Origin of the sequence: Reyranella sp. (assembly GCF_965227665.1) — a bacterium.
GTDB lineage: Bacteria > Pseudomonadota > Alphaproteobacteria > Reyranellales > Reyranellaceae > Reyranella.
Genome location: NZ_OZ245767.1, coordinates 1,304,481 through 1,318,306, shown reverse-complemented (window position 1 = coordinate 1,318,306; position 13,826 = coordinate 1,304,481). Strand labels below are relative to the sequence as shown.

At 65.8% G+C, this 13,826-nt stretch carries 14 protein-coding genes; 3 read left to right on the top strand and 11 right to left on the bottom strand.

All coding sequences use genetic code 11. The annotated features are described in order from the left end of the window. Window positions 1–41 precede the first annotated feature (41 nt). Window positions 42–1,106, top strand: coding sequence for a hypothetical protein (locus ACO07I_RS06385; protein WP_422015452.1), 1,065 nt, complete (start codon window positions 42–44; stop codon window positions 1,104–1,106). Here ACO07I_RS06385 and ACO07I_RS06380 read toward each other — a convergent pair. Then, window positions 1,078–1,611 (bottom strand): ester cyclase, encoded by a 534-nt coding sequence (locus ACO07I_RS06380; protein ID WP_422015450.1) that lies wholly within the window; start codon window positions 1,609–1,611, stop codon window positions 1,078–1,080. The genes ACO07I_RS06385 and ACO07I_RS06380 overlap by 29 nt on opposite strands. A 207-nt stretch (window positions 1,612–1,818) precedes the next feature. On the opposite strand from ACO07I_RS06380, the gene ACO07I_RS06375 reads away from it, so the two are divergent. Continuing rightward, window positions 1,819–3,348: a hypothetical protein gene (locus ACO07I_RS06375; RefSeq protein WP_422015448.1), complete on the top strand. Its 1,530-nt coding sequence runs from the start codon at window positions 1,819–1,821 to the stop codon at window positions 3,346–3,348. Window positions 3,349–3,426: 78 nt separating this feature from the next. On the opposite strand, the gene ACO07I_RS06370 is transcribed toward ACO07I_RS06375, so the two are convergent. Next, window positions 3,427–4,347, bottom strand: coding sequence for a class I fructose-bisphosphate aldolase (locus tag ACO07I_RS06370; protein ID WP_422015446.1), 921 nt, complete (start codon window positions 4,345–4,347; stop codon window positions 3,427–3,429). Window positions 4,348–4,532: 185 nt separating this feature from the next. On the opposite strand from ACO07I_RS06370, the gene ACO07I_RS06365 reads away from it, so the two are divergent. After that, window positions 4,533–5,852, top strand: a complete 1,320-nt coding sequence (locus tag ACO07I_RS06365) for an MFS transporter (RefSeq protein WP_422015444.1) — start codon at window positions 4,533–4,535, stop codon at window positions 5,850–5,852. Between the two features lie 395 nt (window positions 5,853–6,247). Here the strand turns inward: ACO07I_RS06365 and ACO07I_RS06360 are convergent, their stop codons facing one another. The 9 genes from ACO07I_RS06360 to ACO07I_RS06320 form a co-directional block, all read right to left on the bottom strand. Further along, complete coding sequence (locus tag ACO07I_RS06360) at window positions 6,248–7,171, bottom strand: allantoinase PuuE (RefSeq protein ID WP_422015442.1); 924 nt, start codon at window positions 7,169–7,171, stop codon at window positions 6,248–6,250. Next, window positions 7,168–7,500: a hypothetical protein gene (locus tag ACO07I_RS06355; protein ID WP_422015440.1), complete on the bottom strand. Its 333-nt coding sequence runs from the start codon at window positions 7,498–7,500 to the stop codon at window positions 7,168–7,170. Before ACO07I_RS06355 ends, ACO07I_RS06360 begins: the two co-directional genes overlap by 4 nt. Before the next feature lie 20 nt (window positions 7,501–7,520). Continuing rightward, window positions 7,521–8,444, bottom strand: a complete 924-nt coding sequence (locus ACO07I_RS06350; RefSeq protein WP_422015438.1) for a polysaccharide deacetylase family protein — start codon at window positions 8,442–8,444, stop codon at window positions 7,521–7,523. A 14-nt stretch (window positions 8,445–8,458) separates the two neighbouring features. Beyond that, window positions 8,459–8,932 (bottom strand): ureidoglycolate lyase, encoded by a 474-nt coding sequence (locus tag ACO07I_RS06345; RefSeq protein ID WP_422015436.1) that lies wholly within the window; start codon window positions 8,930–8,932, stop codon window positions 8,459–8,461. A gap of 13 nt (window positions 8,933–8,945) precedes the next feature. Beyond that, window positions 8,946–9,773 carry an ABC transporter permease gene (locus tag ACO07I_RS06340; RefSeq protein WP_422015434.1) on the bottom strand — a complete coding sequence of 276 codons (828 nt, stop codon included), beginning with the start codon at window positions 9,771–9,773 and terminating at the stop codon, window positions 8,946–8,948. Continuing rightward, complete coding sequence (locus ACO07I_RS06335) at window positions 9,760–10,641, bottom strand: ABC transporter permease (protein ID WP_422015432.1); 882 nt, start codon at window positions 10,639–10,641, stop codon at window positions 9,760–9,762. Before ACO07I_RS06335 ends, ACO07I_RS06340 begins: the two co-directional genes overlap by 14 nt. 46 nt (window positions 10,642–10,687) lie before the next feature. Continuing rightward, complete coding sequence (locus ACO07I_RS06330; protein WP_422015430.1) at window positions 10,688–11,707, bottom strand: extracellular solute-binding protein; 1,020 nt, start codon at window positions 11,705–11,707, stop codon at window positions 10,688–10,690. 19 nt (window positions 11,708–11,726) lie between these two features. Further along, entirely contained in the window at window positions 11,727–12,821 is a 1,095-nt protein-coding gene (locus ACO07I_RS06325) for an ABC transporter ATP-binding protein (RefSeq protein ID WP_422015428.1), read from the bottom strand. Window positions 12,822–12,882: 61 nt separating this feature from the next. Beyond that, entirely contained in the window at window positions 12,883–13,797 is a 915-nt protein-coding gene (locus ACO07I_RS06320; protein ID WP_422015426.1) for a polysaccharide deacetylase family protein, read from the bottom strand. Between the last annotated feature and the right edge of the window lie 29 nt (window positions 13,798–13,826).

Genomic DNA, 13,826 nt, shown 5'->3' with positions numbered 1-13,826 from the left:
GCGGCATGGGCTAACTGGCGTAAGCCTGATCGCCATGGACCATGAACAAAGTCAGCAAGACCCTTTTGTTGGTGCTGGCGTCGACCGCCGCCAGCCTTCTCGTGGGGATCGCGGTTGCCGCCTATCTGACCGTTCCCCGCATTCCGCTGATCTCGGAAGGTGACGGCCTGCTGGTGTTCGATCCCGAGATCGGCGCGCGGGCCAATCCCAGCTCCCATGCAAAGCGCATCTATCCCGCCGTTCGCGACCGGCAGACCTTTGCCTTCGATATATACACCGACGATCGGGGTGCACGGGTCGACGGGCCTGGACGGAAGAGCCCGGAGCAGATCGATATAATGGTCGTCGGCGACTCGTTCACCTGGGGATATGCGCTCGCCAACGAGGATACCTATGCCCACCATCTGGTGCGCGAACTGGACGCCAGCGTCTCGAACTTCGCGATGGCGGCCTACGGAACGACCCAGTCGCTCCAGATCCTGCGGCGCAACGACGACCTTTCGCCGAAGCTGGTCGTCTACGGGATCATCGCGCATCACCTGGAGCGCAACGTCTCGCCGTGCCTTCCGTCCTACTATCCGTTCTGCTTCAGCGCCTCGCACGTCGCCTGGAACGAAGCGGGAGAGCCCTCGATCGCCTTGCCGCGGAGCAACGGCGTCCAGCGCTTCCAGCGCCACCTGGCCGGAGATTTCCTCGATCCGGTGACATGGCTCACGCATGGGCTCGACGTGGTACGCGGCCGCCTCGAGTATGGGCTTGCCACCTACGCTACGCCGCCAGACGAGAAGAAGGAGGAGGCGCTGGCCTACCTCCTGCGCGAAATGCAGCGATCGGCCGACCAGATCGGTGCGAAGCTGCTCGTGGTCTATCTGCCGACGAACTACTACTCGGCGCCTGCAGCGCTGCCGCGCGTCATCGGCGGCATCGACCTGCTCGACCTGACCGACGCGTTCCAGCGGGAGAGGGACAAGGGGGTCAACCTCTACATCGTGGGTGACGGTCACCCGAACCGCGCGGCGCACGAACTCATGTCCCGGGAGATCGCGCGATACGTTCGCGACAAGGGCCTGCTGGAGGTCAAGAGCTCGCGCCGGGAGCCCGGTTGAAGCTCAGCCGCTCCGACCACGTCGGATCGAGACGGGAGCGCAGCCCGTAGACGTCGCCCAGCACCCACAGATCGCGCACCAGCGGTCCGTCGAAGGTGAAGATAGGCGCGCCATACCACCAGACCCGGCCGTCGGTCGGCGGTTCCCCGAACAGCGTCCGGCGGTGAATGCCATGGAAGCGCAGCTTGCCCGACACGCGGTGGCCTTCCTCGACGAGTTCGAGGATGTCGGACGTGTAGTCGTCGAGCGTGTCGGTGAGCCAGCTCACATAGTCGCCGAACTGCCGGTGTCCGACCAGCACGGGGCCCAGCGAGCCGCGAAAGGTGAAGTCGGGATGGAATATTTGCGGGACGAGGGAAAGGTCGGCCTTGTCCCAGAGGTCCTTGTAGAACACGCGTACCATGTTCTTCTGCCCGCTGAGACGGGCCGGCGTCAGATCGATTTCCGCCTCGTCGGGCAGTTCGGGGTGCCTCCGCTGTGGCGTCATCGCGTCGAACCTCCTCATGTGCATCGCCTGCGGCGTCTCGCTCGCTGGTCCGACCAAAGAACGGTGCTATTCCACATCGCTCGAGCGATGGTGGTCTGCAGAAAAATTGTGACTTCGGGGCCAGCCTGACGCTAGAGATTTAATCCGCCGAAATGGCGAGGCGCTGGACCGGGTCGAAGCGCCGCGAGTGGCGATCGTGTAACATTTGGGCAGAAGAGGGATGAGTTGAGCGGTCGAATTCTGGCGAACGCGGCCACTGCCTTCGTGTCCGTCCTGGTCGGTCTGGTGCTCGCCGAAGGGGCTGCGCGCATTCTCGATGGAATGCCGCTCACCCAGCTCGAACTTCCGGTTCGTCTCGTGAATATCGGCAACGACACCACGGCCGAGCGTCTCGACGAGGTGCCCAGGGCGCCGTCTGTGCAGCGCGACTGGTTCTTCAGCGATCCGCCGCCGTTGCCCAACCGCAAGCCCGTGCCGGCGCCGTTGCAGGAACTCGACCGCGCGCTTCAGAAGCCGGGGAATCCTTTCCAGTCGTCCGAGGCGCTGAAGATCTGGAACTCGGTGCTGGTGGGCGATCCCTGCGCGTCGCCGTTCTTCGCGAATGCGCCAGGCTGGCTCATGTTATTCGATCCTGCGGATGGCAAGCCGTACCCGCCGTTCCGATTCATGCCGGATACGACGACGCCGATCGGATTGGTCACCAACGAACTCGGCTGGCGCGGACCGCCGATGGCGTTCGCCCGCTCGCCGCGTACGATCCGGATCGTCTTCGTCGGCGCCTCGACGACCAGCGATACGCATCAGATGCCCTATTCCTATCCCGAGTTCATCGGGCATTGGCTCAACCTTTGGGCGGCGAAGAACAGGCCGGACATACGCTTCGAGGTCGGCAATGCGGGCCGCGAATCGATGGGCTCGACGGGCATCGAGGCGGTCGTGCGCACCGAGGTCGTGCCGGCACGGCCCGACCTCGTCATCTATCATGAGGGCGGCAACCAGTTTCTCCTCTCCAGCGTGGTACCGTCACTGCCTGCGGGGGAGAAGCCCGCGCCGATGGTCCATCTCGATCAGGCGTCCAAGGGATGGCTGGCCGATCTCTCGCGCTACTCCGACATCGCCCGGCGAATCTACACGCTGGTGGCCGTCATGAAGCTCCAGTCGGAAGGCAACGAGGCGCCCAAGCCGGATTATGAGGTGGTCTGGCCGAAGGGACTGTCCGAGACCGATCCGGACATCAAGCGCGAGGATCTGCCGGTGGGGCTCACGACGATCCTCGGCGATCTCGACCGGATTCACGCCGACTTGGCACCGATCGACAGCGAGCTCGCCGTGACCTCATTCATGTGGATGGCGAAGGACGGGCTGAAGCTCGATCCGATCCGCAATCGCATGACCTGGGACTACCTGAACCTCTACATGTTCCCGTACCGCTATCGCGACATCGAGCGCCTCGCGAACTTCCAGAACGTGGTGCTGGCGAAATACGCGCGGACGCACGGGATCGACTTCATCGACGTTGCTGGCAAGATGCCTTTCGATCCCGACCTCTATGCCGACGGCGTCCACACGACTTATCCCGGAACGCGCATGAAGGGATGGGTGATCCTCCAGCAGCTCGTGCCGTTGATCGAGGCCCGGCTTGCCTCGGGCGCGTGGCCCAGGACCCTCCCGGCGGGAAACGATGTCCCGCCTCACCAGGCCATGCCCGCCCGCCGCATCGAGTTCACCTGCCCGGCGCCACGCCCAGCCAGGTAGGCCGTCCGCAGCAAAAAGGGCGTTGGGCGATCCCGGAAGGTCGCCCAACGCCCTGAGAGTCGATATGGGCGGCGTGTCTTACATCTTGCCCTGATAGATGCCGATGATCTTGTCGAGCATGTCGAGCGCCTCGGCGCGCGGGCGCTGGAAAGTATTGCGGCCGATGATCGAGCCGTTGGCGCCGCCGTCGCGCAGGCTGCGGATCTCGGTGTAGAGCCCTTCGAGGTCCTTCGCCTCGCCGCCCGAGAAGACGACGATGCGGCGGCCGTTGAAGGTCGCCTGCATCACGTGCTTGATGCGGGCGGCCATGGTCGAGATGTCGACATTGGCCTTCTCGTAGGCGGCCTTCGCCTCGGGCTGCCACAGAACGTTCGTCGGCGGCTTCACCTTGATGATGTGGGCACCGAGCAGGGCCGCGATGTGCGCGGCGTAGGCGCAGACGTCCAGCGCCGTCTCGCCGGCCTTGTCGAGCTTGCCGCCGCGCGGATAGGACCACATGACGACGGCGAGGCCGACCGACTTGGCTTCCGCCGACAGTTCGCGGATCTCTTCGATCATCTCGTACTGGTCTTCGGCGCCCGGATAGATCGTGAAGCCGATCGCCGAGCAGCCCAGGCGCAGCGCGTCGGCCACGGTGGCCGTCACGGCCTGGTCCTTGTTAGTCGACAGCGAGTTGGCCGAGTTGCACTTGAGGATGGTGGGGATGGCGCCCGCGAAGGTGTCGGCGCCGGCTTCGAGCGGGCCGAGCGGGGCGGCGTAGGCGTTCAGGCCGGCGTCGATGGCCAGCTGGTAGTGGTAGTGCGGGTCGTAGGCGTCCGGGTTCGGCGCGAAGGAGCGGGCCGGGCCGTGCTCGAAGCCCTGGTCGACCGGGAGGATCACCATCTTGCCGGTACCGCCCAGGCGGCCGTGCATCAGGATGCGCGCCAGGTTGGCCTTGGTGCCGGGGCAATCGCTCTCATAGTTGTCGAGGATCTTCTTGACGGTGCGGGTGATCTTCACGTCCGGGCTCCCATTTTGTGCGGTCGCGCGGTGATAGCGGCGCCGGAGGAGCGGTTCAAGCCCCGGCGGGCCCCCGGAGGCCCGACTACCTGCCACGTCATTGACCTCGGGGCAGGCAGAGGGACAGGCTGTCTGCCCCTCCGGGCCACGATGCGTCTGGCGAAACGAAGAAGAAGGATAAGTCGGTGCCGTCACCCCAGTTGCCCGTCCGACCCGCCTCTTTTGCGGCGCGCCTGCCGTTCTTCTTCGGCTGGGTGATCATCGCGATCGCCTTCCTGACCGTGGCCGTGAGCGTGACCACCCGCACCGCCTTCTCCCTGATGTTCCCGCCGATCGTCGACGAGTTCGGCTGGGATCGCGGCCTGGCGGCTGGCGCCTTCTCCTTCGGCTTCCTGGTTTCCGCCGTGATCAGCCCGCTCGTCGGCCGGACCATGGACCGGCGCGGGCCGCGCTTCGTGATCGAGATCGGGGTGGTGCTGACCGCCGCGGGCCTGCTCGGGGCCACAGTGATCAGCGAGCCCTGGCAACTCTACGCGACGCTCGGCGTGCTGGTCGGGGCGGGGGCCAACTGCATGAGCTTTTCGGTGCAGTCGCAATACCTGCCCAACTGGTTCGTCCGCCGCCGCGCGCTGGCCACCGGCCTGGCCTTCTCCGGCGTGGGCGTCGGCGCGGTCCTGATCCTGCCCTGGCTGCAGACGATCATCCTGAAGGATGGCTGGCGCAGCGCCTGCTGGGCGCTGGGCCTGATGACGCTGCTGGTGCTGCTGCCGATCAATCTCCTGGTTAGGAAGCGGCCGCAGGATCTCGGTCTGCTGCCGGATGGAGCAAAGGAAGCAGGCACCGCCGCGGCGCGGCGTGCGGCGGCCATCGTCGACGCGCGCTGGGTCGCCATCGAATGGACCGTCGCGCGGGCGGTGCGCACGCAGCGCTTCTGGTGGCTCTGCATCGGCTTCTTCAGCACAGGCTATGCCTGGTACGCGGTGCAGGTGCACCAGACCAAGTACCTGGTCGAGATCGGCTTCGGCCCCATGCAGGCGGCCTGGGCGCTGGGCCTTGTGGCGATGGTGGGCATCCCGGGCCAGATCCTGCTCGGCGCCCTGTCGGACCGGATCGGCCGCGAGATCGTCTGGACGATCGCCGGCGTGGGCTTCGTGATCTGCTATGCGGCGCTGCTGGCACTCGGCGCTGGCCCGTCGGAGCCGCTGCTCTATCTCATGGTCCTGTCGCAGGGCGTGCTGGGCTATTCCTTCACCAGCCTGATGGGATCGGTGGTGGCCGAGATATTCGAGGGTCCGCACTTCGGCTCGATCTTCAGCATCATCATGGTCTCGCTGCTGGCCGGCGGCGCCGCGGGCCCGTGGATCACCGGCGTGCTCTACGACTACGAGGGCGCGTATCGCCTGGCCTTCATTGTGGCGCTGGCCTTCAGCGTCCTGGGCGCCGCCTCGATCTGGTTCGCGTCGCCCGGCAAGGTCCGCATGGTCGCCGGGCGCGCGAAGGTCTGACGAGCATTCATTCAGACTGTTGCCAGAATGCGGTCGCAAATTGCCTTTGTAATTCTCTGCAATCGTTCAAGCTAGCATCGGGGTAAGCCGCAGTCGAAACTCGGTAGATTTCGGCTGAAAGATTCGACCAAAGTTCTTCCATTCGAGGGTGATCGGCATCATACGATGGCGCCTCTGCTACCAATTTCTTCCATGCCTCTATGATCGCCGGATCGCGACGCACTATGGGCACCAAGGATTCGAGTTCCGAATCGCTTAGTTTGCCTGGAGCACCGTTCCATAGTCTTTCGAAAGCCATTTTGCTTTTCAGAGGTAGCCGAGCCCGGATGGCCAAGGATGATGGTGGAGCAATCCGGGAACGCCAATAGCAAAGACGATGTCTGACCTTGCTCCAGCTATTCGTTCAAGCCCTTGCCCGGATAGGGGTGCGTCGCGATCCAGTGCTTGGCGATGTCCAGGCGCTTGGTGACCCAGACGCCTTCGTGCTTCTGGACGTAGTCGAGGAAGCGCCAGAGGCCGGCCATGCGGGCGGGGTGGCCGATCAGGCGCTGGTGCAGGCCGACCGACATCATCTTGGGCTGCGTCGAGCCCTCCTTGTAGAGGACATCGAACGCGTCTTTCACCAGGCCGAACCACTGGTCCGAATGGACCATGCCGGCGGCGTACTTGCCGTCGTTGTTGGTCAGCGAATAGGGGACGATGAGGTGCGGCTTGCCCTCGACGGTCTGCCAGAAGGGCAGCTCCTCGCCGTAATAGTCGCTGTCGTAGGTGAAGCCGCCTTCCTCGATCAACAGGCGGCGCGTGTTCACGCTGGGTCCATAGCGGCAGTACCAGCCGGCCGGCCGCTCGCCGACGGTCTGTTCCAGCGACTTGATGGCCTTCTGGATATGCTCGCGTTCTTCTTCCTCGGAGAGCTGGAAGTGGCGTACCCAGCGCCAGCCATGGCAGCAGACGTCCCAGCCGGCGGCCCGGATCGCCTCCGCGGCCGGCAGGTTTCGCTCGAGCGCCAGCGCGCAGCCGAACACGGTGAGCGGCATTCCGCGTTCCTGGAAGGCACGGTGGATGCGCCAGAAGCCGACCCGGCTGCCATACTCGAACATGCCTTCGCCGGCGAGGTCGCGGCCCTTCAAGCCCTGCGAGGAGGTGCTCGATTCGGTGAGGCCGGTCTCGGTGTAGCCCTCGCCGTCCTGGACCGAGGGTTCCGAGCCTTCCTCGAAGTTCACGACGAAGTTGATCGCGAGGCGCGCGCCGCCCGGCCATTTCGGATCGGGCGGATTGGCGCCATAGCCGATCAGGTCGCGTTTCGGTTGCCAGCTCATGAAGGTCTCCTCACCAGTTCGGCGCCCATCTGACGGGCGATGTCGGCAATCTTGTCGTTCCAGGTGCGCATCGAGAGGGTGCGTACCCCGGCGCGGAGACAAGCCAGCGCATAGCCCGGCGCGTCGCCGCAATCGACGATCAGCGTGAAGGCCACGTCCGGGAACTCTTCGCGCGCGCGCTCCTGCAGCGCCCCGAGATAGCCCGCGCCATAGAACGAGGCCGCATCCTCAGGCGTCAGCAGGACCGGCGCCGTGCCCGAGGCGCGCGCCGCCAGCAGCGCCGCCTCGGTCTGCCTCCAGTCGCGTACCAGGATCACCGGGTGGTCCATCGCCGATACAATACACGGTACTACTCATTCAGGCCCTTGCCCGGATAGGGGTGGGTCTTGATCCAGTGCCGGGCGATGTCGAGGCGGCGGGTCACCCAGACGCCTTCGTGCTTCTGGATGTGGTCGAGCAGGCGCTGCAGGCCGACGGCGCGCGCGGGATGGCCGATCAGGCGCATGTGCAGGCCGATCGACATCATCTTGGGCTGCGTCGCGCCCTCGCGGTAGAGCATGTCGAAGGCGTCGCGCACGAAGGAGAACCATTGGTCCGACGTGCCGATCGACGCGCCGAACTGGCCGTCATTGTTGGTGACGGAATAGGGCACGACGAGCTGCGGCTTGCCGTCGACGGTCAACCAGAAGGGCAGCTCCTCGCCGTAATAGTCGCTGTCGTAGAGGAAGCCGCCTTCCTCGACCACGAGCCGGCGCGTGTTCACGCCCGGTCCATAGCGGCAGTACCAGCCGAGCGGCCGCTCGCCGGTCATCTTCTGGATGGCGGCAATGGCCTTGCGGATATGCTCGCGCTCGGTCGCCTCATCGAGCTCGTAGTGCTTGATCCAGCGCCAGCCGTGCGAGCAGACGTCGAAGCCCGATTTGGCGATGGCGGCCGAGGCTTCGGGATTGCGCTCCATCGCCAGCCCGCAGCCGAAGATCGTCATCGGCAGGCCGCGCTCCTGGAAGAGACGCATGAGCCGCCAGAAGCCGACCCGGCTGCCATATTCGAACAGGCCTTCCGCCGCGAGATCGCGCCCCTGGATCGACTGGCCCATGCGGCTCGCGTCGCTGAGGCCGATTTCCGTGTGGCCTTCGCCGTCCTGGATGGAAGGCTCGGAGCCCTCCTCGTAGTTCATGACGAAGTTCACGGCGATGCGCGCGCCGCCCGGCCATTTCGGATCGGGCGGGTTGGCGCCATAGCCGATGAAATCGCGGCGGACTTCGTAAGGCATCGTCGGTCTCCGGATCAGGGAATGCGGACGGTGAAGGGCGTCACGGGCACGAATTCCTCGTCGCCCTTGCCGCCGTCGCGCCACATGAAGACGGCGAAGCGGCCGGGCCGGTCGAGCACCGTGAGGCCGTGATGCCAGGTGTCGGGCCGGTAGGTGACGCCCTGCTTGCCGGTGGCGATGAAGGCCTTCATGCCGCTCGCGTCGGGGCCCCCGGCGGCGGCATGCGGCGCCACGACGATCAACCAGCGCTCGACATCGAGGGGAACGAAGGTCTGGGAGGAATATTCGTGGCGTTCCAGATAGTCGCTGCGCAGCGGCCGATCGGCTGTCTCCGCCTTCAGGCTGACCGAGAGGCTTGCATGCGCGGTCGGCCGCAGGTTGCCCAAAGCGTCTTCGTAGTAGGTGCGGCCCGGGACGTCGGGCACGTCGATCACGTCGCCGAACGGGGCGAAGGCTTCCTTGGTGAGGGGCTGGGGGATCAGTTCCATTGGCGGGTCCTCGTCAGTCGCGCATGCGGCGGGTCAGTCCCACCGTCCATTCCATGATCAGCATCAACAGGAAGGCCGCGGTGATCAACACGCCCGACACCGCGGCGATGCGCGGGTCGAGCGTCGATTCCATCATGCCCCACATGCGGATGGGCAGCATGTCGGTGCGCGCCGTCGACAGGAACAGCGACACCGGCACATTGTCGATCGAGGCCATGAACGCGAGGAACGCCCCGGCGAAGATGCCGGGCGCGATCAGCGGCAGGGTCACGCGGCGCATCGTGTAGAACCAGCTCGCGCCCAGACTCTGCGAGGAGTCGTTCAGCGCCGGGTCGAGCTGGGAGATGCTGGCGGATGTCGTGCGGATGATGAACGGTACGGTCACGATCATGTGGCCGGCGATGATCAGGTTCAGCGATGGCCGGAAGCCGATCAGGGTGAAGTACATCAGCGCGGCCAGGCCGAAAGTGAGGCCGGGCAGGACCAGCGGCGACATGAACAGCCCGTCGGCCACGCGCGCCAGCCGGTGGCGGTTACGGGCCAGGCCGAGCGACGCCATGCTGCCGAACAGGATGCCGAAACCGGTCGACCAGGCGGCGACTTCCAGGGAGTTGTAGACGGCGCGATGGATCTGCCGCGACTGCGAGGCATCGAACAGCGCCTCGTACCATTGCAGCGAGAAGCCGGTGGGCGGGAACTTGAGCGACCGTCCCTCGGTGAAGGAGGTCGTGAGAACGATCACCACCGGCGCCACGATGATCAGCAGGGCCAGCGCCGCCAGAGTGCCGATCACGAGGCTGTATGACAGATCGGCGAGGCTGCGGCGCCTACCCATGGACATAGCCTCCGGAGCGGCGGCCCAGATAGGACAGCGCACTCACGACCGTCAGCACCGAGACGAGCAGGGTGAGCGACACCACCGCGGCGAAGGGCCAGTTGAAGACGACCAGCGACTGCTGCCAGATCAGCAGTGGTAGGTAGATCAGGCGGACGCCGCCGATCACGCTCTGCGAGATGAAGGCTGTGGTGGAGCTCGCGAAGACCAGCAGGCAGCCCGCCACGAGCCCAGGCATGCTGAGCGGCACGATGACCTTGAAGAGCGTCCGCCAGCGCGAGGCGCCGAGGGCGGAGGAGGCATCGCGCAGATTGGGATCGAGGCGCGACATCACGCTGATCAGCGGCAGCAGCATCAGTGGCATCTCGATCTGGGTCAGCGAGATCACGAGGCCGAGCTCGGTCTGTAGCAGGCGCAGCGGCTCGGAGATGATGCCGAGCTGCATCAGCAGCGTGTTCACCACGCCCTCTCGGCCCAGGACGACGATCCAGGCGAATGTGCGGACCACCACGGACAGCAGCAGCGGCATCACGATGATGAAGATCAGCACCTTCTGCAGGCGCGGCGAGGCGTCGAGGTAGATGAGGGCCAGCGGATAACCGATCACGATGGTGGCGCACACTGTCTTGAGGCCGAGCAGCATCGTGTCGGCGATCACCTTGTAGCTGAAGGGATCGCCGAGGAATTTGGCCCACTGACCGAAGCCGGGCTGGGTTATCTTGTCGTCGTTGAAGAAGCTCACGCCGACCAGCATGAGCAGCGGCGCCAGGAAGATCGATGCAAAGGCCAGCGCGAGCGGCAGCGCGAGCTGCCACTCGGCGAGCGGTAGTCTTCGCCGGGGGCGCGCCACTCCAGCGGCGCGTTCCTGGTTCATGAGAAGACGCGCCACTGGAGTGGCGCGCCCCCGGCGCTAGCTGAAATCACTTCGCCATTTCCTTGTTGAACTTCTCGATCCAGCCGGCGCGCAGCGGATTGATCTTCGCCCAGTCGTGGCGGATGTAGCTCGACATCTCGTCGAGGCTCTTCATCGGCAGGTAGGACGGGATCGGCACGTCCTTGTTGACCGGGATGAAGTTGTACGGCGGCTTGGTCAGCGCCTCCTGCACGTCCTTGCCGGCGACGATGTCGAGATACTTGTAGGCGTTCTCGACGTCCGCGGCGCCCTTGGCGATGTGCAGGGTCGTGAGGAAGGTGATGGCGCCGGTCTCGGGCTTCACGAACTCGATGTCGACGCCGCGGCCCTTGAGCGTCGCGACCGTCTGGGTGTTGGTGTAGATCACGTCGCACTGGCCCTGTTGGAACAGGCCCGGCATCGCGGCAGGCTGGCCCACGGCGGCGATCTTCGGCAGCACCTTCTTCAGTTCGACGAGCGCCGGCTCGATGTTGGTCTCGGAGCCGCCGAACACCTTGGCGATCTCGATCAGCGACACCGTGCCGAACGTCGTCTGGAAGCCGGTGATGCCGAGCCGCGAGACCCAGGGATCCGTGAACAGGTCCTTCCAGCCCTTGGGCGCCGGCAGCTTCTTCGGATTGTAGGCGATGCCCACGACCTGTGCGTTGACGCCGATGCCCCACTCGTCGACCAGGCCGGCCGGCAGCTTCGAGGCGTTGCTGATCTTCTTGATGTCGATCTTGTCGAAGAGACCGTCCTGGATCGCAGTGATGCGCGGACCCGGATCGAGCACGAAGGCGTCGAACGGCGGCGCGCCGCGCGCGGCCTTGGCCTTGGCGACCTGGTCGACGGCGAAGAGCGGCTGCAGCTCGAGATCGACGCTGTCCTTCTTCTTCAGGGCCGGCGCCACGATGGCGCGGAAGGCTTCTTCCCACGTGCCGGGATAGATGGCGGCCGCGACGCTGCCCTTGGCATGTGCGATCGAGGGAAGGAATGCGGCGCCGCCCAAGGCGGTGGCACCGGCGAGAAGGCGTCTGCGACTGAACATGGAAAGGGCTCCGTTGGTGTCAGGTGGAACGCGGGAACAACGTGGGACGCGCATCGGCGGCGAGGGTGCAGTAGGTGCGGGCCGCGTCAGTGGCGACCGCCCGACGCGGCTCGATGATCTTGAGGACGGTGCCGTCGGTCGTGCGGGCTTCGTGAACGAGCTGGGCGCCGATGGGCAGCGCCAGTCCGGGCTCGATCCTCCATGCAGAGGGGCCGGGAATCGCGGACAGGGAAAGCTGCTCGGGCCGTACCGACATCAGCACGGGCGCGCCGATACCGAGACCGGCAGGCGCCGCCAGGGTGACGGTAGCCCCGGCGTCCAGCGTAACGTTCGCCGTGCCGTTCTGGAGCGAAGCGATCCTGCCATTCATCAGGTTGGTCGTGCCGATGAAGCCGTTCACGAACAGCGTCTGCGGCTCGTCGTAGATCGCGACCGGCGAGCCGAACTGCTCAACCTTGCCCTTGTTCATGACGGCGATGCGGTCGGCGACGCTCATCGCCTCATCCTGATCGTGCGTCACCAGGATGGTCGTGAGGCCGAGCGTCCGCTGCAGACGCTTGATCTCGATCTGCATGTCGAGACGAAGGTTGCGATCGAGCGCGGCGAACGGTTCGTCGAGCAGCAGGATCGAGGGCTCGATGGCCAGCGCACGCGCGAGGGCCACGCGCTGTTGCTGGCCGCCCGAGAGTTGGCGTGGCAGGCGCTCCTTGAAGCCGCCGAGCTGGACGGTCTCGAGGAAGCGCGAAACTCTCTCCTGGACCTCCGGGCCTTTGAGGCCCCGGGCGCGCAGGCCGTAGGCGACGTTCTCCGCCACCGTCATGTGTGGGAAGAGCGCGTAGTTCTGGAAGACGATGCCGATGTTGCGCTCGTTGGGCGGCAGGTGGTCGATGGTGGCGCCGTCGACGCGCACGCGGCCCGCGGCCTGTCGCACGAAGCCGGCGATGACCCGGAGAAGGGTGGTCTTGCCGCAGCCCGAGGGACCGAGCAGCGCCACGACCTCGCCGGGCTCGATCGCGAGCGTCACGCCGTCCACTGCGGTCGACGTTCCGTAGCGGACGCTCAGATCCTCGACGTCCAGCGCGCGCGCCGCGTTGACTTTCAGTGCCTGCTGCAACGGTTCGGCCTCCCTGCGACTGCAAACGCAAGGGGCATGCCAATCATCTTCGGATGCCGCCTCATGCCGGGAACTGCTCGCGCCACGATTGCGCGATGGCATCGCGCCGCGCGATCCACACTTTGTCGCCGTAGGAGTCGAGCAGCGCGAGCACGCGCTTGAAGGCGGCGAAGCGCCCGGGGCGCCCGGCGATGCGCAGGTGCCAGCCGATGTTCAGCAGCTTCGGATGGCCGGCTTCGCCCTCTTCGAGCAGCATGTCGATGGCGTCGCGCACATAGTCGACCATCTCGTCCGCACGCACGAAGCCGTTGGGATGGAAGAACTTCATGTCGTTGCTGTCGAGCGCGTAGGGCAGCACCAGGAGCGGCTGCTGCGCGTCCGTCCGGTCCCAGTAGGGCAGGTCGTCATCGAAGCCGTTGCTCGCGTAGCCGAAGCCGAGCTCGCGCAGGATCGATCGCGTTTCGGGGCTTTCGCTGCCGCGGCAGAAGAAGCCCGTAGGGCGTTGGCCCGTCGCGCTTTTCATCACCTCGACGCAGCGCCGGAGATCGTTCAGTTCGCCCTCGCGGTCTGTATAGTCGGCATGGGGACGCCACAGCCAGCCATGGCAGGCGGCCTCGTGTCCGGCCTCGACGATTCGCCGGGCGAGTTGCGGCAGGCGTTCGACGGCGCGGCCGCACATGTAGAAGGTCGCCGGCATCCGGTGCTTCTCCAGCGCGGCCAGCATGCGCCAGATGCCGGCGCGCATGCCGTAGGCGAAGATCTGCTCGTTGCCCTGGTCCCAGCGCCCGGGCGGAACGACGCTCACCACCTCGGAGATCTTCTCGGCCTGCGGGTCGCCATCGCTCACGGCGAACTCCGCGCCCTCCTCGAAATTGACCACCATCGAGACCGCAAGGCAGGCCCCGCCGGGCAGCTTCCAGGCCGGCGGCATCCCGCCATAGCCCACCAGGTCGCGCGTCTGGCTCACGCCTTGCATGTCGCCCTCCAACAGGATGTGCACATTTC